16 protein-coding genes are annotated in these 20,577 nt (G+C 37.4%); all 16 read left to right on the top strand.

Annotation, left to right across the window (positions count from 1 at the left end):
• The first annotated feature begins 119 nt into the window (after window positions 1-119).
• Window positions 120-908 carry a ClpP family protease gene (locus Gferi_RS00660; RefSeq protein WP_083273295.1) on the top strand — a complete coding sequence of 263 codons (789 nt, stop codon included), beginning with the start codon at window positions 120-122 and terminating at the stop codon, window positions 906-908.
• A 171-nt stretch (window positions 909-1,079) separates the two neighbouring features.
• On the top strand, window positions 1,080-3,377 hold the full coding sequence (locus Gferi_RS00655; protein WP_069973776.1) for an FtsK/SpoIIIE family DNA translocase: 2,298 nt from the start codon (window positions 1,080-1,082) through the stop codon (window positions 3,375-3,377).
• 78 nt (window positions 3,378-3,455) lie between these two features.
• Window positions 3,456-4,508, top strand: coding sequence for a tRNA 2-selenouridine(34) synthase MnmH (gene mnmH, locus Gferi_RS00650; protein ID WP_069973775.1), 1,053 nt, complete (start codon window positions 3,456-3,458; stop codon window positions 4,506-4,508).
• Between the two features lie 19 nt (window positions 4,509-4,527).
• Window positions 4,528-5,871 carry a 30S ribosomal protein S12 methylthiotransferase RimO gene (rimO, locus tag Gferi_RS00645; protein WP_069973774.1) on the top strand — a complete coding sequence of 448 codons (1,344 nt, stop codon included), beginning with the start codon at window positions 4,528-4,530 and terminating at the stop codon, window positions 5,869-5,871.
• Entirely contained in the window at window positions 5,855-6,391 is a 537-nt protein-coding gene (gene pgsA / locus Gferi_RS00640; protein WP_069973773.1) for a CDP-diacylglycerol--glycerol-3-phosphate 3-phosphatidyltransferase, read from the top strand. The genes rimO and pgsA overlap by 17 nt, the downstream gene beginning before the upstream one ends.
• 51 nt (window positions 6,392-6,442) lie before the next feature.
• Window positions 6,443-7,672: a competence/damage-inducible protein A gene (locus tag Gferi_RS00635; RefSeq protein ID WP_069973772.1), complete on the top strand. Its 1,230-nt coding sequence runs from the start codon at window positions 6,443-6,445 to the stop codon at window positions 7,670-7,672.
• A 110-nt stretch (window positions 7,673-7,782) separates the two neighbouring features.
• The gene (gene recA / locus Gferi_RS00630) at window positions 7,783-8,817 is read left to right on the top strand and encodes a recombinase RecA (RefSeq protein WP_069973771.1); all 1,035 of its coding nucleotides are present in this window, start codon (window positions 7,783-7,785) and stop codon (window positions 8,815-8,817) included.
• A gap of 54 nt (window positions 8,818-8,871) precedes the next feature.
• The gene (locus tag Gferi_RS00625) at window positions 8,872-9,342 is read left to right on the top strand and encodes a regulatory protein RecX (RefSeq protein WP_069973770.1); all 471 of its coding nucleotides are present in this window, start codon (window positions 8,872-8,874) and stop codon (window positions 9,340-9,342) included.
• A gap of 232 nt (window positions 9,343-9,574) precedes the next feature.
• A complete protein-coding gene (gene rny / locus Gferi_RS00620) occupies window positions 9,575-11,116 on the top strand; it encodes a ribonuclease Y (protein ID WP_069981242.1) in 1,542 nt (513 codons plus the stop codon).
• Between the two features lie 162 nt (window positions 11,117-11,278).
• Complete coding sequence (gene spoVS, locus Gferi_RS00615; RefSeq protein WP_068556162.1) at window positions 11,279-11,539, top strand: stage V sporulation protein SpoVS; 261 nt, start codon at window positions 11,279-11,281, stop codon at window positions 11,537-11,539.
• 201 nt (window positions 11,540-11,740) lie between these two features.
• Window positions 11,741-12,544: a PHP domain-containing protein gene (locus tag Gferi_RS00610; protein ID WP_069973769.1), complete on the top strand. Its 804-nt coding sequence runs from the start codon at window positions 11,741-11,743 to the stop codon at window positions 12,542-12,544.
• Between the two features lie 92 nt (window positions 12,545-12,636).
• A complete protein-coding gene (locus tag Gferi_RS00605) occupies window positions 12,637-13,824 on the top strand; it encodes a pyridoxal phosphate-dependent aminotransferase (protein ID WP_069973768.1) in 1,188 nt (395 codons plus the stop codon).
• Between the two features lie 148 nt (window positions 13,825-13,972).
• Window positions 13,973-15,403: an adenylosuccinate lyase gene (purB, locus tag Gferi_RS00600; RefSeq protein WP_083273294.1), complete on the top strand. Its 1,431-nt coding sequence runs from the start codon at window positions 13,973-13,975 to the stop codon at window positions 15,401-15,403.
• A 27-nt stretch (window positions 15,404-15,430) separates the two neighbouring features.
• Window positions 15,431-16,726, top strand: a complete 1,296-nt coding sequence (gene asnS / locus Gferi_RS00595) for an asparagine--tRNA ligase (RefSeq protein ID WP_069973767.1) — start codon at window positions 15,431-15,433, stop codon at window positions 16,724-16,726.
• Window positions 16,727-16,882: 156 nt separating this feature from the next.
• Complete coding sequence (locus Gferi_RS00590) at window positions 16,883-18,658, top strand: sigma 54-interacting transcriptional regulator (RefSeq protein WP_069973766.1); 1,776 nt, start codon at window positions 16,883-16,885, stop codon at window positions 18,656-18,658.
• 340 nt (window positions 18,659-18,998) lie between these two features.
• Window positions 18,999-20,507, top strand: a complete 1,509-nt coding sequence (locus Gferi_RS00585; RefSeq protein ID WP_069973765.1) for a sodium-dependent transporter — start codon at window positions 18,999-19,001, stop codon at window positions 20,505-20,507.
• The last annotated feature ends 70 nt before the right edge of the window (window positions 20,508-20,577 follow it).

Here is a 20,577-nt window from a genome sequence, read left to right as displayed (position 1 = left end):
CGACCTAGAGTATAGTAGTTTTTTTATTGGAAAAAATAAATTATGAATCATAGCGACAAAGAAATATTTCTTCAAAATGAGCAAAGCCAATAAAATGCCTAAAATAAGGAAGTGATAGAATGAGCGAAAGAGAAGAAAAAACCGGTGCACCGACACCGGGAGACAATCCACAAATTAAATTGGAACCAGGATTGACTCCAAAAATCAAAGTAAACGCAAAACTAAGTAATATTCAGAACCTTGGAACACAAAATATTCCGGATATGCCTGCGAATATCCATTATCTAACAATTATTGGTCATATTGAAGGACATATGGTTTCGCCTCCCCAAAACAAATCAACTAAATATGAGCATATCATCCCTCAACTAATTGCAGTTGAAGAAAATCCAAAGATTGAAGGCATGTTGACAATCCTAAATACAGTTGGTGGAGATGTGGAAGCAGGATTAGCCATTGCGGAAATGATATCAAGCCTGTCAAAACCAACCGTCTCTCTGGTATTAGGAGGAGGCCACAGTATCGGGGTACCTTTAGCTACAGCCAGTGATTATTCTTTTATTGTAGAAACTGCGACGATGACCATTCATCCTATACGCATGAACGGACTTGTTATTGGCGTACCTCAGACTTTCAAATATTTTCAAAAAATGCAGGAGCGAATTATCCAATTTGTAACGAGAACTTCGAATGTCTCAAGGGAGAAACTGATTCAGTTAATGAATGAGACGGATGAGATCGCTAATGATATTGGAACCATTTTAATTGGAAGAGAAGCGGTTAACCTTGGTCTAATTAATGAAATTGGCGGAATTAAACAAGCAATGGATCATCTAAGAAAAATGATTGATAGCAAAAAGGATAAAAATAAGGCTATAGATTTAGAAATACCAAGGAATTTGCAATAGAATAATTGAAATGCATATGTTATAATAACAATGTTAAAGTGTTAATAGAAATATTAACACTTTTTCTTTTGATGCAAGTCATAAGGAAGTATATAGAAAAGTGGATTGAACAATTATTTATATGGGCACAGAAACTCTGTGCCCTTCACTAACCGGTTGAGGTGGTTATACATGTCAAGAAGAAAAAATAAGACAAAGCAGCAGTCGCCATTAAAGCAAGAAATATTGTCCATATTTGTTATAGCCGTAGGAATACTTATTTTAATCAGCCTTCAGACAGAATCAACGGGAGAACTAGGGAAATTTATCAAATTCTCATTAATGGGCTTACTCTCCATCCCATCCTACATATTGCCATACTTTATTATTTTGCTTGGTGTAATGTCTTTTTCAGGCAAAACGAAAAATATTGATGCGCGGTGGAAGCTTTCATTGTTAGTATTATATTTAGGTTATATTATGCTCTATACCATCTATCATCTGGAGGATATGGCCAAGGGAGATTATTATCTGCAGACTTTGATGTTATCTTATGAGCAAGGAGTAGAAGGATTAGGAGGCGGATTAATTGGTACGATTTTGACTTCCTTTAGTATAAAGCTTTTGGGGATCAATGGAAGCTATGTAATCATTATAACCCTTATGATTGCTGCAATTATACTTTTAACAGGTATTTCACTTAATCACTTGCTGAAAACTTTAAAACAGTCTTTGACAGACATATCTAAATCCTTTATTTCGTCTGTCATTGATTTTATTCAGGTATCTGAAGAGAAAGTGGAACGGAAAAAAGAGAAACCGAAAAAATTCAAGTTATTAGACTTTGAAGAATCGGAAGTAGAGGTGACATCACAGGGAGACGCCATAATAGATGAGAAAATTAAAATATTAGATTTTACCAGGGATAATGAGAAACCTGAACCGATTGAGATCCAGCAGCAGCCAGAAAGAAAACCTGCTTCGGCCACAGCGATAGAAGATGGTGGAAATTCTGATGATACAAAGCTGCCGATAAATATTTCTAATAAAAGTAATGTACCTTTAAGTTATACAATGCCTGATTTGTCACTATTAGATGATTATGCTGCTACAAATTCAAAAAATGACAAAAAAGAAATTATGCAAAAAGTAAAAATACTGGAGGAGACTATGCAGAACTTCGGTGTTGATGCGAAAGTAATGCAGGTTAGCAAGGGGCCGACGATCACAAGGTATGAAATACAACCTAGCCCAGGCGTAAAGGTTAGTAAAATTGTTAGTCTATCTGACGACATTGCATTAAATTTAGCTGCTTCGAACATACGTATTGAAGCACCAATCCCGGGAAAAGCAGCTGTAGGAATTGAAATACCAAATGATTCTACTACTACAGTAAGTGTAAAAGAAGTTCTGGAAAGTGATAAATATACCCATAGTGATTCTAAATTGACTTTCGTTCTTGGGAAAGATATTGCAGGAAATCCGGTGACTGCGGATTTGGCGAAGATGCCCCATATGTTAATTGCAGGCGCTACAGGATCTGGGAAAAGTGTTTGCATCAATACACTGATTACCAGTATTCTATTTAAGGCTACACCGGATGAGGTGCGGTTGGTCTTAATAGATCCAAAGGTAGTTGAGTTGAATAATTATAACGGCATTCCACATCTGTTAATTCCTGTTGTTACTGAGCCTAAAAAGGCAGCATCCGCACTGAATTGGGCAGTTCAGGAGATGACAAATCGTTATAAGCTCTTTGCGCAAAATGGTGTTCGTGATATCAACAGTTATAATGAGAAGCAGTTGCGGGAAGAAAATGAGGCGCTGCCCAAAATTGTAGTCATCATAGACGAATTGGCAGATTTGATGATGGTTGCTCCTGGACAAGTAGAGGATGCAATATGCAGATTGGCGCAGATGGCAAGAGCTGCGGGTATTCACCTAATTGTAGCAACCCAGAGACCTTCAGTTGATGTTATTACCGGTGTTATAAAGGCGAATATTCCTTCTCGAATCGCTTTTGCGGTTTCGTCCCAGGCAGATTCCCGGACGATATTAGATATGGGAGGAGCTGAAAAGCTGCTAGGAAAAGGTGATCTGTTATTTTATCCTGTGGGGGCATCAAAACCTAGGAGATTACAAGGAGCCTTTATATCCGATGCAGAGGTAGAAAAGGTTGTATCTTTTATTAAACAACAAGTTGCAGAAGCGGTTTATGAAGAGGATATATTGGAAAAAATAGAAACAGAACTCCCAGTAGATGAGGGTACAGTTGATGAACTGCTTCAAGAGGCCATAGAATTTGTTGTGCAAACCGGACAAGCATCCATTTCAATGCTTCAAAGAAGATTCAGGATCGGATATAACCGGGCGGCAAGACTGATCGACGCCATGGAAGAACGAGGGATCGTAGGAGAGCATGAAGGAAGCAAGCCGCGGCAGGTACGCATATCGAAAGAAGAGTTCGAGGAAATCAAGAGTAGGGTTTAAAATTCTACTCTTGAAAATTGTTTCACAAGGTTTTTTGTGGAAAGTAACCACAGATATTTTATATAGAGAGGTATTATTATGACGGCTTTTATTACAGTTGATGAGGCACTGCGTTTTAAAAATGCTATTTATATTGATGTTCGCTCACCCTCCGAATATAAAGAGTCAACAATTGTTGGTGCAGTTAATTTTCCGATTCTTAACGATGAGGAAAGAGCAGAGGTAGGAACAGTTTATAGGAAAGAAAACCATCAAAAGGCTATCAGTCTGGGTGTTAAGTATGCTTCCTACAAGCTTCCAATTCTTTACGAGCAGATTTTGGATTACCAAAACAAGTATGAGCAAATTATTTTTTTCTGTTGGCGTGGTGGAATGCGCAGTAGATCTGTGTGTGATTTTTTAAGTATGTTCAACATTCCTAAAGTATACCAGCTTGTTGGTGGATATAAGGGATATCGAAAGTATATTATGGATTATTTTGAAAATAAATTAGATTTTTTTCATTTTATTATGATTCATGGATTAACCGGTGTAGGGAAGACTCATATTCTGGAGGATTTATCCAGTGAGGGGATGGCTGTTCTAAATCTTGAAGAGCTTGCTCAAAATAGCGGCTCAGTATTTGGAGATATTGTGTTTAATGGTGAGCCACCCTCTCAAAAAATGTTTGAATCAAAAATTTTCCATAAACTGTTTGCTTCAATGGAGAAGAACATCTTCGTTGAAAGTGAAAGTAAGCGAATAGGAAATGTTCAGATTCCAGAAAAGATCTATCGAAAGATGATCAGTGGAAATCATATATTGATAAATACTAGCCTTGATAATCGAGTGAAAATTATTTTGCAGGATTATATTGATCATATAGATGAAAATAAAGAAAAAATAGTAAAAGCTTTAGAGCATCTCCGAAAGAAATTGGGAAATGAAGCTGTAGATAATCTCCTACAGAAGCAATCGGAAAATGCCTATACCTATATTATTAAATATTTAATTGAGCATTATTATGATCCTTTATATCAATATTCTATTGATAAATATAAGGAATACGATTTAGAGATATACTATGAAGATATAAAAACCGTTGCAGCTACACTGCAAGATTTTGTAAAATCGTTAAAACAGCAACGATAAGGAAGGAGTAACACCCTCTATGAACTTAAAAGTATTTGTGGAAACATTAGGATGTGCAAAAAATTTGGTGGATTCGGAAGTTATGATGGGTCTGCTGACACAAAATGATTATATGCTAACGAAGGACAAGTTTGCGGCAGATATTGTGATTGTGAATACCTGTGGATTTATTGAGGCGGCGAAACAAGAGTCTATTGATACAATTATCGATCTGGGACAGTTAAAGAATGATGGAAATTGTAAGCTGCTGGTTGTAGCTGGCTGTCTTGGTGAACGCTATGCAGAGGATCTAATGAAGGAGCTGCCGGAAGTAGATGCAATTATCGGAACGGGCAATTTTCCGGAAATCATTCAGATTCTTGATGACACACTGCAAGGAAAAAAGATTATTAAATCTGGAGATATCAATATTAAAGTGTCAGAAGATTTACCAAGATTTATTAGTACTCCTAGACATACTGCCTATTTAAAGATTGCCGATGGATGTGATAATGGATGCACTTATTGTATTATTCCTAAACTGAGAGGAAGCTACAGAAGCAGGGATATGGAGCAAATTTTAAAGGAAGCCCGGTCCTTGGCACAAGAGGGAGTAAAAGAGATTATTCTGATTGCTCAAGATACAACACGGTATGGCATAGACCTATATGGAGAATACAAGCTATCCGACTTACTGAAGAAATTGTGTACAATTGATCAATTCCATTGGATCAGAATCCTTTACTGCTATCCCGATGAAATAACGGAAGAACTGATTGATGTCATTGCAAAAGAAAAGAAAATATGCAAATATTTGGACATGCCTATTCAACATTGTAATAATCAAGTTTTAAAAAGAATGAATAGAAGAACAAGCAAGGAGCATATTTTAAAAGTAATAGAGAAGTTGAGAAACCAATGTCCTGATATTGCTTTAAGAACATCTTTAATTGTGGGATTTCCGGGAGAGTCTGATGAGCAGCATGAAGAATTAAAGCAATTTGTTGAAATTGTCCAGTTTGATCGTTTGGGCGTATTCACATACTCACAGGAGGAAGATACACCAGCAGCAAACTTTCCGGATCAGATTGCTGAAGAACTTAAAGAAAAAAGAAGAGATGAAATTATGCGCTTGCAGCAGCAAATATCTTACAAAAAAAATATGGAGAAAATAGGTAATATTTATGATATACTTGTAGAAGAAAAAGTAGAAGGAGAGAGTGTGTATATAGGAAGAACAGCATATGATGCACCTGAAATCGACGGAGTTGTTTATGTGCACGCTGAAAAAACTCTACACCCAGGAGCTCTTGTACGGGTATTAATTAAAGATGCTCTCGAATATGATTTAATGGGAGAGATGCTGAATGAACCTTGCCAATAAGTTGACCATTGCGAGAATTTTTTTAGTTCCAGTTTTTATGATTGTTTTATTAAACAAAATGCCTTATGGAATCCATCTGGCTGCAGCTATTTTTACAATTGCAGCAATTACAGATACCCTGGACGGATATATCGCCCGAAGTAGAAATCAAATAACGAAATTCGGGAAATTTATGGATCCTTTAGCCGATAAGCTTTTGGTAACAGCTGCCTTGGTTTCCCTTGTACAGATGGGAAGATTGTCTGCATGGGTTGTTGTTGTCATTATTTCCAGAGAGTATATTATCAGCATCCTTAGGGCTATTGCCGCTTCTGAGGGAATTGTTATTGCTGCAAGCTGGTGGGGAAAATCAAAAACGCTGGCACAAATTATTGCAATTATAGCCATCCTTATTGACAACTATCCTTTTAGCTTGATTAATTTTCCTTTCAGCACAATTGCATTATGGGTTGCGGTTGCTTTAACGATTATTTCTGGCATTGATTATGTTTATTTGAATAGACATGTATTTAAACAGTAAAGCAGCTTTGCTGCTTTTTGTTATTTACAAGAATATGAAAGGAGTCCTCTGATGAATTGTGCTTTAATTTCAATTGGTACAGAACTGCTTTTTGGACAAATAATAAATACCAATACAGTTTATTTGTCCCAACAACTGAATACGTTGGGGATAAATGTATATTATCATTTTACTGTGGGAGATAATCATCAACGGCTGAAAGAGGTGCTAAACTATGCATTGCAAAATGCGGACATGGTGATCACTACCGGCGGTTTGGGGCCTACACAAGATGACTTGACCCGTGAAACCATTGCAAAAGCCATGGGAAAAAGGCTCGTGCTGCATGCACCTTCTATGAAGCGGTTAGAATCCTTTTTTAGAGATCTGAATAGACCCATGTGCGAAAATAATAAAAAGCAGGCTTACCTTCCAGAAGGAAGTATTGTGCTGCAGAATAATAACGGTACTGCTCCAGGCTTTATTATTGACCATGAGGGAAAAGTTATCATTAGCTTACCGGGACCGCCTAAAGAGATGATGGGCATGTTTACTGAAGGTGTCATGGAATATCTGCAAGAAAAATCAAAAGCTACCATTTATTCGAGGGTTTTACGCTTTTTTGGGATTGGAGAATCTGCTCTTGAAACAGAACTGTTGGATATGATTTCGAATCAGGAGAATCCTACTCTTGCACCCTATGCCAAAGAAGGAGAAGTGAGCCTGCGGATAACGGCTAAAGCAGAGAATGATGTAAAAGCGATGGCACTTATTAAACCGGTCATAGAGGAAATCCGTTCAAGAGTTGGAGAATATTTATATAGTGAGCAGGACGAAGAGTTGGCAGAAGTTGTAGCTAAGCAACTCATGGAGAAACAGATTACCATATCTTTGGCGGAATCATGTACAGGCGGACTTTTAGCAGGTCGGCTAACGGCTGTACCCGGTATTTCAAAATGCTTTTATTCTGGCTATATAACTTACAGCAATGAGGCAAAGGCAGGCATGTTGGGCGTGAAGAATGCTACCCTTGAGAAATATGGTGCAGTAAGTGAAGAAACAGCGAAGGAAATGGTAATGGGTTTGAGAAAAAAACAAAACAGTGATCTTTGTGTTTCCATTACAGGTATTGCAGGCCCTGATGGGGGGACGGATGAAAAGCCAGTTGGCTTGGTGTATATCGGAATAATGTATAAAGAGCAGTTGACTGTACATCGGTTAAACACTTTTGGTGATCGTGCTAGAATTAGGAATTATACAGTACTTTCAGCGTTAAATGCAATAAGAAATGCTATAAAATAATGGACTTTTTTTGTTGACCAAATGCAGGAAATCATGTATAATCGTATTAGAACATTTGTTCGCTATTGTGAAGAGAGGCAGGTGAAGACCAGATTTATATCTGGGATAATATGCAAGAGAAACAAAAAGCGTTAGAAATTGCTATGGGTCAAATAGAAAAGCAGTTCGGCAAAGGATCAATTATGCGATTGGGGGAAGACACTTCACGATTAAATATGGAATGTATTTCCACAGGAGCTTTAGAATTAGATATTGCCATCGGTATTGGCGGTGTACCAAGAGGAAGAATCGTTGAAATATACGGACCGGAATCCTCCGGTAAAACAACGGTAGCGCTCCATATCATTGCACAAGCTCAAAAAAATGGTGGTGTTGCTGCTTTCATTGACGCAGAGCATGCCCTTGACCCTGTGTATGCAAAAAAACTAGGCGTAAACATAGATGATTTGATTGTATCTCAACCGGATACAGGGGAGCAAGCCTTGGAAATTTGCGAAGCTTTAGTACGAAGTGGAGCGATTGACGTCATTGTTATCGACTCAGTAGCTGCGCTGGTGCCGAAAGCAGAAATTGAAGGGGATATGGGAGATAGTCATGTTGGTCTTCAAGCCCGACTTATGTCTCAAGCACTGCGTAAATTGGCCGGTGTTATCAATAAGTCAAAGACAACGGCCATATTTATCAACCAATTGAGAGAAAAAGTGGGAATTATGTTTGGAAGCCCTGAAACAACAACAGGCGGAAGAGCATTAAAATTTTATGCTTCTGTAAGATTGGATGTTAGAAGAATTGAATCCATTAAGCAGGGAGAAGATGTGGTTGGAAGCAGAACACGGATTAAGGTTGTAAAGAACAAGGTAGCGCCGCCTTTCAAGCAAGCAGAATTCGATATTATGTATGGTACGGGAATTTCTCGCGAAGGTAGTGTACTAGATTGTGCTGTTAATGCTGAGATTGTTAAAAAATCTGGTTCATGGTACAGTTATGGAGAACATCGCCTAGGACAAGGAAGAGAAAATGCTAAACAATTTCTGATGGATAATAAAGAGCTTTCACTGGAAATAGAAAATAAAGTAAGAGAAATAAATAAACTTCCGCTTGCAAAAAAATCAGATCTGATCATAGAGGAAGTTGAAACAAACTAAAACCCTTTTTAAGGGTTTTTTGTTATTAAAACTGAGATTAGAGGAGTCGTTAATATGGAAGAATTTCAAGAGGCATATGGAAAGGCACTAAACTATTTATCCTACAGATCGAGAACGGAAAGTGAAATGACACGTTATTTGATCGGAAAAGAATATAGTGAAGAAGTAATTCGAAAAGTTATAGAGAGATTAATTGAATTAAACTATCTTAATGATTATGAATATGCACGAAGATATATCGAAATAACCGGTGAAAATAAAGCCTTGTCTTCAGATATGATTAAAATTCACCTAAAACAAAAAGGAATTCCATCAGAAGTGATTAAGGATGCTTTGAATGCATTAGAAGTAGATGAGCTGGAACACTGTATAAGATTGTTGAAAAAAAAAGTTAAAGAAAACGAGTATTTATCTGATAATCAACAAAGAATAAAATTGAAATCCTATCTATTTAGAAAGGGATTTCGAATGGAAGTTATTCATAAGGCAATAGATCTTTTACATAAAGAATTTAGCAAAGGATAATTACATAGAAACCTTGGAAGGGTGATATTGTCTAAGGTCAGCGAATATCAACTTGACAGTGAAATAAAAAAGATATACAATTATATCAAATCATGGTGTATCATTGAATAATTCAAGAGGCCTGCCAAGTTTTTTAAATTTTTACTCTATAATAACATAGTAAAAGATTTAAAAACCGAGGCATCTCGGTTTTCTTCTTTTTTATTAGACTTTTTACAGGGGAGGTGTGCCTATTAATTACGTAGAGATTATAATTTTTGTTGTTGTCGGAGCTGCTGTTGGCTTTGGAATAGGTTATCTTTTTAGAAAAAATATTGCTGAAGGTAGAATTAATAATGCTGAGCAAAAAGCAAAAGAGATCATAAACGAAGCTGAGAAAGAGGCTGAAACTACAAAAAAAGAAATTCTTCTTGAGGCGAAAGAGGAAGTTCATCGCCTGAGAAGTGAGTTTGAGAGAGATAGCAGAGAAAGACGTAATGAGATTCAAAGATTAGAGAGAAGAATGGTTCAAAAAGAAGAGACTTTAGATAGAAAATCGGAAAACCTTGAGAAAAAAGATGAGTCACTAAACAAGAAAATAAAAGAAGTCGGGGAAAAAGAAGAACAAATTGAGCAACTCTATCAAAAAGAGCTTGAGGAACTTGAAAGAATATCAGGATTAACACAAGAGGAAGCGAAGGAACTGCTTTTAAATGACATTCAAAAAGAAGTAAAACACGAAGCTGCCATCATGATTAAAGAAATTGAGCAGAAGACAAAGGAAGAATCTGAAAAGAAAGCAAAGGAAATTATTTCCTATGCCATTCAGAAATGTGCTGCAGACCATGTTGCAGAAACGACAGTTTCCGTTGTAGCCTTGCCTAACGATGAGATGAAGGGAAGAATTATCGGTAGAGAAGGGCGAAATATTAGAGCGCTGGAAACCTTAACAGGAATTGATTTGATTATTGATGATACGCCTGAGGCCGTAATTTTATCAGGATTTGATCCGATTCGAAGAGAGGTTGCAAGAATTGCTCTTGAAAAATTAATCGTAGACGGGAGAATTCATCCAGCCCGTATTGAAGAAATGGTTGAAAAAGCAAAAAAAGAAGTGAATAACATTATTAAAGAAGAAGGTGAACAAGCAACTTTTGAAACAGGTGTTCACAGTCTTCATCCAGAATTGATTAAATTGTTGGGAAGATTAAAATTTAGAACAAGCTATGGACAAAATGTACTAAAGCATTCCATAGAAGTGTCCCATTTAGCAGGACTCATGGCTGCAGAATTGGGCGCAGATGTGAAATTGGCAAAAAGGGCCGGTTTGCTTCATGATATTGGAAAGGCTGTAGACCATGAAGTAGAGGGAACCCATGTAGATATCGGAATGGATCTTTTGAAAAAATATAAAGAATCAAGTGAAGTAATTCATGCAATGTCAACCCATCATGGGGATTATGAACCACAGACTGTAGAAGCCGTATTGGTAACTGCTGCCGATGCCGTGTCTGCAGCAAGACCTGGAGCCAGAAGAGAGACTCTGGAAACATATATCAAACGTCTTCAAAAACTAGAAGAAATTGCAAATGATTATGAGGGAGTAGAAAAGTCTTTTGCAATCCAAGCTGGTAGAGAAATACGAATTATGGTAAAACCGGAAGAAATGAATGATGATAATATTGTGTATCTGGCAAGAGATATTACAAAACGAATTGAAGGTGAATTGGAGTATCCTGGACAGATTAAAGTAAATGTTATCCGAGAAACCAGGGCAATAGAATATGCCAAATAAAAGGAGCCATAGGGCTTCTTTTTTATGTAGTTTAAATTTGTTGAAATTTTCTTATTTATCTGGTAAAAAAAAAGGATTTTAAATAATAATGTAGAATATACTAGTCGAAGAAATTTTTACTATTTTTTTATTGTCATTCTAATATTAAAGGGGGCTTTATTCATGGAAGTATTAAAGGTATCAGCAAAATCAAATCCAAATTCTGTTGCAGGAGCATTGGCTGGCGTTTTAAGAGAACGCGGAGGTGCCGAAATTCAAGCAATTGGCGCAGGCGCCCTAAACCAAGCAGTTAAGGCAGTAGCGATTGCAAGAGGGTTCGTTGCTCCTAGTGGTGTTGATTTAATCTGTATCCCTGCTTTTACTGACATTCAAATTGATGGAGAAGAAAGAACTGCAATTAAATTAATTGTTGAACCAAGATAGCTTACACGAATAAAAAACCTGCTCTTTGCAGGTTTTTTTATTCTCTGGCATAGAAAATAACCTTTAGAAGTTTAAAAATAATGAGAAATCATGTTTAATTATTTTGAGCAAGATTGCTGGATGAAAATAAAAAAACGGGGTAAATATAATTAAATAGAGCAGAAAAAGAAGATTTGAGGTAAAAGAAGGTGAGATGACTATATGAGCAAAATTGATATGCATGTACATACAAAGGCCTCGGACGGTATATTAAGTCCGAAAGAAGCTGTAGAATGGGCTTTTAGAAATGGGCTTAAGGGTATTTCCATTACCGATCATGATACGGTAGATGGTATTGAAGAGGCATGTTTAACTGCAGCAGAATATGATAGCTTTTACGTAATACCTGGTATCGAGTTTAGTACCATATATAATGAAGAAGAGGTTCATATTCTTGGATATCATATTGATTATCATAATGATGAATTAGTTGCTTTAACCACAAAAATCAGAGATGAACGCTTAAACCGAGGCGAAAAAATGATCGAAAAGCTCAATCAGTTGCATTATAGCATCACCCTGGAAGAAGTACTTGGGCATACCGAAGGAGGCGTTATAGGGAGACCTCATATAGCAAGAGTTCTTGCAAAAAAGGGATATGTAGGGTCTTTGCAGGAAGCCTTTGAAAAGCTTTTGGGAAAAGGAAAGCCTGCTTTTATAGAGAGATTTAAGTTATCACCTAAGGAAGCAGTTTCTGTCATTGAACGGGCTGGCGGAATACCTGTACTGGCACATCCTGGACTATTAAAAAGAAATATTAATATTATGGAACTGTTAAATTGTGGAATACAGGGAATTGAGGTATACCATATCAAACATACGGCTACAGACAACAGAATTTATTTAGAAATAGCCCAAAAATATGAATTGTATATTACAGGAGGGTCTGATTATCACGATACATTTATACACGGAATCCCTGCGATTGGAAGTATTTCCGTCTTAAATCCTTTTGAAAACAAATAATAGGCAAGAAATAATAAATATTTTTGAAGGATTTATAATGTAATCATAGAATAATGTAAATGATGATTATTATGATACAGGAGGCATTTAAAATGAGCAAAGATTTATCGATGAAAAATATGAAAATCACTGATTCCGTTACCCTTGCGATTACGGCTAAGGCTAAAAAAATGAGAGCAGACGGAATTGATGTAGTTAGCTTTGGTGCTGGTGAGCCTGACTTTAACACGCCCAAACATATCCGGGATGCTGCTATTGCTGCTATTGAAAAGGGATCAAATGGTTATACAGCATCTTCAGGTATGCCAGAGTTAAGACAAGCTATTTGCGACAAGCTAAAGGAAGATAATCAATTAGATTATAAGCCGGAAAATATTGTAGTTTCCAATGGTGCGAAGCATTCTCTTCATAATGTGCTCATGGCTATTTGCAATCCAGGAGATGAAGTGATTGTGCCAGTTCCATACTGGGTGAGCTATCCTGAATTAGTAAAGCTGGCGGATGCTGTACCTGTTTTGGTTGAAACGCCAGAAGAAAACGGATTTAAGTATGATGGCGTTAGCTTAGAAAAAGCAATTACTTCAAAAACAAAGGCGATTATTTTAAATAGCCCCAATAATCCTACGGGTACAGTGTACACGGAAAACGAATTAAAAACAATTGCAGATATTGCTGTGAAGCATGATATTTATGTGATTTCAGATGAAATCTATGAGAAATTAACTTATGATGGGCGACATGTGAGCATAGCATCTTTCGGTAAAGAGATTAAAGATCTAACGATCGTGGTAAATGGAATGTCCAAAGCCTATGCTATGACAGGCTGGAGAATTGGGTACACTGCATCAACCAAAGAAATTGCCAATATTATGACCAATGTGCAAAGTCATGCTACTTCCAATCCGAATACAGTCGCACAGTATGCCAGCATAGAAGCTTTAAAGGGCGATCAAGAGCCAATCAACGAAATGGTAAAAGCATTTATCGAAAGAAGAAATTATATGGTAGATAAAATTAACTCCATAGAAGGCATATCCTGCAGAAAGCCTGAGGGCGCATTTTATGTTATGGTAAATATCTCAAAAACGATAGGCAAAACTTTTAGAGGAAAGACGATTCATAGTTCAATGGATTTTGCAGAGTATTTGTTGGATTCAGTAAAAGTGGCAGTAATTCCAGGATCAGGCTTTGGAACAGACAACTATGTTCGATTATCTTATGCCACCTCATTAGACAACATTAAAGAAGGGTTAAACCGAATTGAAGCAGCATTGAAATAGAATAAAAAAGATATGGAGGGAGATTTCCATATCTTTTTTATTCTACCTAAAAACTTTGACCTTTGTGCAAAATCATGGTTTTTGTTTGTTATTTTTAGCCAACTATTGTATAATACTAATATATATGCCTTAGAAGGGAGCGAAATCGTTGACACAAATTTATGAAAATCCGCTCATAACAAGATATGCTAGTAAAGAGATGGCACAATTGTTCTCAGCGGATACAAAATTTACAACCTGGCGGCAGTTGTGGATTGCTTTGGCTGAAGCACAGAAGGAACTTGGGCTGGATATAACAGATGAGCAGATTGAAGAATTAAAAAGATATAAGGATCAAATTAATTACGAAGTAGCTAGAGAAAGAGAAAGAGAAACGAGACATGATGTGATGTCCCATGTATATGCCTATGGTGCACAATGTCCTAAGGCAAAGCCCATTATTCATCTAGGTGCTACCAGTGCCTATGTGGGGGATAATACAGACATTATCGTAATGTATAAAGGATTAGAGTTAATTCGAGCGAAAATTATCAATTGCATGGACAAGCTTTCAAAATTTGCTTATAAATATAGAGATGTGCCGACTTTAGGTTTTACGCATTTTCAACCGGCTCAGTTAACTACAGTAGGAAAAAGGGCTACCTTATGGCTCATGGATCTTCTTATGGACTACGAAGATGTTGAAAACTTGCTATCAAAAATGATGCTTAGAGGTGTTAAAGGTACTACAGGAACACAAGCAAGTTTTTTAAGCCTATTTGATGGAGATCATGGAAAAGTAAAAATGTTGGATCAACTTGTAGCAAAAAAGATGGGCTTTGATAAAACTTTTCCTGTTACTGGTCAAACCTATAGCAGGAAACTGGACTATAAAGTATTATCTGTTTTAAGCGGTATTGCACAGACTATACATAAGATGACAAATGATATTCGGTTGCTGCAGCATTTAAAAGAAATAGAGGAGCCTTTCGAGTCAACACAGATCGGATCTTCTGCAATGGCATACAAACGGAATCCAATGCGTAGTGAAAGAGCTGCATCTCTTGCCAGGTATGTTATGACAGGTACGATGAATATGGCGATGACCACATCAACCCAATGGTTTGAAAGGACTCTTGATGATTCAGCTATCAGGAGAATAAGTATTCCTGAGACTTTTATGGCCGTTGATGCTATTTTAGAAATTTCTGTGAACATCACCGATGGATTGGTTGTTTATGAAAAAGTAATCCGGCAACATGTCATGAATGAATTACCTTTTATGGCAACAGAAAATATTCTCATGGAAGCTGTAAAGAAGGGCGGAGATCGTCAAGAACTTCACGAACAGATTCGTATTCATTCTATGGAAGCTGCGAAGCAGGTGAAGATGGAAGGGAAAGAAAACGATTTATTTCAAAGAATTATTCATGACGATATGTTCCAGCTTACAGAAGAAGATATGAATCAGCTGCTGGCTCCCGAATTATTTATCGGAAGAGCGCCAGCGCAGGTGGATGAGTTTATTCAGAACTATATTGAACCTATTTTAGATAGTCACAAGGAACTATTGGGTATCCAAGTAGATTTGAAAGTTTAATATAATGAATAATTTGGAGGTGCGTGTATGGCAGTAGTTACTACTATCGAAAGAATTAGCAAATATGTGGATCAAGATGTTACAATCAACGGTTGGTTATTCAATAAGCGATCCAGCGGGAAAATACAATTCCTGCAGATCCGTGACGGTTCTGGATTTATCCAAGGTGTTGTTGTTAAAAGTGATGTATCTCCGGAAGTTTTTGAAAAATGCAAAACCATAACGCAAGAATCTTCTATTATGGTAACGGGGAGTGTCCGGGCGGATGAACGTGCACCTTCCGGCTTTGAGTTAACAGTGAAGGATGTTGAAATTGTAGCAATTGCACAAGAATACCCGATTTCATTAAAAGAGCATGGAACAGACTTTCTGATGGATCACCGGCATTTATGGATTCGTACGCCGAAGCAGCATGCGATTTTAAGAATCCGAGATGAAATCAATAGAGCAATCAGGGATTTCTTCCACGAGAGAGACTTTGTATTGGTTGAACCGCCAATTATTACACCTGCATCCTGTGAGGGAACTACTGAGTTATTTGAAATTGACTATTTTGGACAAAACGCTTATCTTTCACAAACTGGACAGCTTTATGCCGAGGCTGCAGCAATGGCTTTTGGAAAGGTATATAGTTTTGGGCCAACCTTTAGAGCAGAAAAATCTAAAACCAGAAAGCATTTAAATGAGTTTTGGATGGTAGAGCCAGAAATGGCTTATGTGGACTTTGAAGGGAATTTGAAAATTCAAGAAGAAATGATAGCGTATATTGTAAAAAGAGTGCTGGAAAATCGCAAAATGGAATTAAAAACCTTAGAGAGAAATACCGAAAGCTTAGAGAATGTAAAAGCGCCTTTCCCAAGAATTACATATACCGATGCAGTAAAGCTACTGCAGGAGAATGGTTTTGAGTTCGAGTGGGGGGATGATTTTGGAGCACCTCATGAAACCTTTATTGCTGAGCAGTATGATAAACCGGTATTTATTACGCATTTTCCAACAAAAATGAAAGCTTTCTATATGCAGCCAGATCCTGATAACCCGGAGGTAATTTTAGGGGCTGATTTGATTGCACCAGAAGGTTATGGTGAGATTATCGGCGGCAGTCAGCGTATTCATGATCTTGAATTGTTGCTGCATAAGCTGGAAGAAGAAAAACTGCCAAAAGAAATTTATGAGTGGTATATAGACTTAAGAAGATACGGCAGCGTGCCCCATTCAGGCTATGGGTTAGGTTTAGAAAGAACAGTAGCTTGGCTGTGTGGCATTGACCATATTCGACAAACGATTCCATTTGCAAGAACTTTGAATCGTGTATATCCATAAATAAAAATAACCAACTGGTTTGAGCCGGTTGGTTATTTTTATGCCCCTGGATCAGGAATGAAGGAATTTAAGAGCATATATAGAATAAAATATATAGGTTATATGAAGGATATTTTATCATACTGAATAAGGTGTTATTGTGGGGGGTGATCAAGAATGTTGGAAAACAATCTGTTGTATTATCGAATTCGAGAAATATTGTCAACAAATATTTTAAAAATCCTTCCCCATATCTATCTTTCAGAAGCGATTGAAAAAATGCTCTATGAAAACATCCCGGAAGTAATCATTGTAGAAAACTTTTCGCAGAAAGAAATAATAAAAGGGATCCTTACATTGGCAGATGTCTCAAGAATAAAAAAAGAAAATATTCCACTGGACTTACCGGTTGCAGCATTTATGCAAGAAAAAGTTGTGAGTGTTGATATTGATGAACTGGTCAGCCGTGCTAGAGAAACGATGATAGAAAATCGAATCGGAAGATTGCCTGTAACAGAGCATGGAGGAATTGTCGGAATCATTCGCAGTGATAATTTAAGGGATAGTTATTATATGAAGTTGGAGTCAATTAACAGACAGTATAAACAAATTATTCATCATATGCATGAAGCAGTAACCGTGACAGATGCACAAGGCCACATACTTGTGTGGAATAAGAATGCTGAAAAACTATATGATATGAAATGTGAAGACTTGATATATAAAAAGTTAGAAGATTTTTTCCCAAATGCGTTAACTCTTTCAGTACTGAATGAGAGAGAACCAATCGAAAATGTATATCATTCTCCAAAGCCAAACTATTATGTGATTATAAGTGCCCTGCCGATCTATATTGATGATGAGTTTGTAGGGGTTGTGGCTACAGAAAGAGATGTCACAGAATTTACTAATTTGTCATTGAAGCTGGAAAATGCCAATTCAGAAATCAATTTACTTCGGGAAGAAGTGAGAAAAATTACTACTGGAATTTCCTCTCTCGGACATATACAAGGGAAAAATCCTAAAATGCAGAAAAAAATCCAATTGGCCAAGCATGTATCACAAACAGATACAAGTGTACTCATTACGGGAGAAAGTGGTACGGGTAAGGAAGTTTTAGCGATTGCAATACATCAGAATAGCGGACGAACAGGCCACTTTGTACCTGTAAACTGCAGCGCCATTCCCTATACGCTATTCGAGAGTGAATTTTTTGGCTATGTAGGCGGTGCATTTACGGGTGCGTTAAGGGGAGGGAAGCCGGGGTTAATTGAATTAGCAAATGGTGGAACGCTATTTCTTGATGAAATTGGTGATTTATCTATTGAAGCCCAGGCAAAGCTGCTGCGTGTACTACAAGAAAAAAAGGTAGTTCGTGTGGGTGCGGGCAAGCCAATCGATGTAGATATTCGCATTATCTCTGCTACAAATAAAAACCTTAAAGATTTAGTACAGAAAGGGTCTTTTCGGGAAGATCTCTACTACCGGTTAAATGTAGTAGAAATTGAACTGCCACCGTTGAGAGAAAGAAAAGAAGATATTATTTTATTGTTTAATCACTTTCTAAAGGAAATTTGTAGAAAAAACAAAATCCGTATTTCGCATGTTGAAAAGGATGTATTTAATATACTACTGAAGTATGGATGGAAAGGAAATATCCGCGAACTGAAGAATACTGTAGAATATATGGTAGTTGTAAGTAAAAATGGTGTATTGGACATTGATTTGATACCCCAATATATACTGGACAACATCACAACTGTAAAAGTAGACAATAATGATCAAATGAATCTAGAAGAAATCATAAAGCGTTCTGAAGCGGATATGATTAAAAAGGCTTTGACTGAAACAAAAGGAAACAAAGCAAAAGCTGCCAAAATGCTGAACATTCCAAGGAGCACCCTCTACTATAAATTAAAATTATATGATCTGGAAAAAGCGTCTAATAATTGACATGTGTCAGTTATTAGACGCTTTTATTTTTATGCGAAAAGATGAATGAAATGACAGACGTAACAACAAAGTTCTGAAAATTATGAATGAAAAATATAAAAAAAGTGACTAAAATCTGACATGTACGAAAATAAGTTTTTACTTTATGATTTCTGTAAATGAGTGAATAGCTTGAATTTATAAGGATAAAGAGCGGCTGCAATATTTTTTTACTCTTGGCATAAGAATTGCGATAGATAGTCCTATTGTGCTTTGATTATTGTCTATATCTTGCAATGATTGGTAAAAGAAAAAAGGAGGGTAGAGGTCCAAATATAAAAATAATCAAAGGAGGGTGTTTATGAGTCAACAAAAAGAGCAATGGGGAAGCCGATGGGGCTTTATTGCAGCTTCTATCGGAATGGCAATCGGTACGGGTAATGTTTGGAGGTTCCCGAGGGTAGCTGCAGCCAATGGTGGAGGACCTTTTATCATCGCATGGACAATTGCCCTATTTGTTTGGGTACTTCCGCTCCTAATGGGAGAGATGGTAATGGGACGCCGTACAGGGCTGGGTACAATCGGTGCATTCAGAGATTATATGGGCAAGAAATATACCTGGATGGGTACGTGGATTGCAGCAGTCTGTTTACTCATTATGTTCTATTACTCCGTAATCATGGGCTGGTGTGTAAAGTATTTTACACTAGCGGTATCAGGAGCTTTCCAACCGGGAATGGGAACAGAAGCAACACAGGCAATTTGGAATGCCTTCACAACAACACCATCACAAACCATATTCTTTCATTTTATCTCAATGAGTATAGCTGGAATCATCATATATAAAGGGGTTACAAACGGAATAGAAAAAGCAAGTAAAATCATGATACCGACCCTATTTGGACTATTACTCATCGCATTATTCAGAGCGGTCACATTGCCGGGGGCAGCAAAGGGTTTGGAATTCTTATTTAGTCCAAAGCTGCATATGCTGACAGAACCAAAGATATGGCTGGCAGCCTTTACCCAAGCTGCATGGTCAACAGGAGCAGGATGGGGATTTATCATTACTTATGCAGTGTATACAAAGAAGAAGGAAGATATAGCAGGAAACTGTATGATCATGGGCTTTAGCGATAACGTAGGGGCCCTGATCTGTGGAATGACCGTACTGCCGGCAATTTTTGCATTGTCACCGTCAACAGAGTTTGCAGATGCGGCCCTATCGGCAGGAAATACAGGACTGACCTTTATCTATCTGGCGCAGTTATTCCCGACGATGCCATTTGGAAATATACTAGCGGGCATATTCTTCTTTGCAATGTCCATCGCAGCATTATCCTCCCTATTGCCAATGATAGAAGTAGGGGTAAGAAACATCATGGATGCAGGAGTAGAGCGAAAGAAAGCAACATTAATCGTAATCATCGTTGGATTCTTGGCAGGAGTACCATCGGCCTACAGTTTAAATATCAATGACAACCAAGACTGGGTATGGGGAGTAGGCTTGCTGTTAAGCGGACTGTTTGTAGCCATAGCACTGATGAAGAAAGGACTTGAAAAAGTAAGAAACAACGACATCAACACCCCATGGTCAGATTACAAGATAGGAAAATGGTGGAGTGTATGTGTGGCCTTATTCCCGGTATTTACCGTAGTGATTATCGGCTGGTGGATCTGGCAGGCGATTACCTGGTACCCGGGGAACTGGTGGGATCCAAGAGAAATCTTTAGTGTAGGAACGATAATCGTACAGTTTGCAGTACTCATTGGCATTGCACTGCTGACGAACAATTGGCTGGCCAATAAGATTGGGCAGGGACATGACATTATGGAATCAGCCTTAGAGGATACGAGGGGGTCGAAATAATATGTCAACGACATCGATTGTTATGATGATGATTACCTTAGGATTTTATGGAGGTGGGTTTATATACCTT

This window comes from Geosporobacter ferrireducens (assembly GCF_001750685.1).
GTDB classification, from domain to species: domain Bacteria; phylum Bacillota; class Clostridia; order Peptostreptococcales; family Thermotaleaceae; genus Geosporobacter; species Geosporobacter ferrireducens.
Note: the sequence above shows the minus strand (reverse complement) of the source record. Positions and strands in the feature narration are given on the sequence as shown.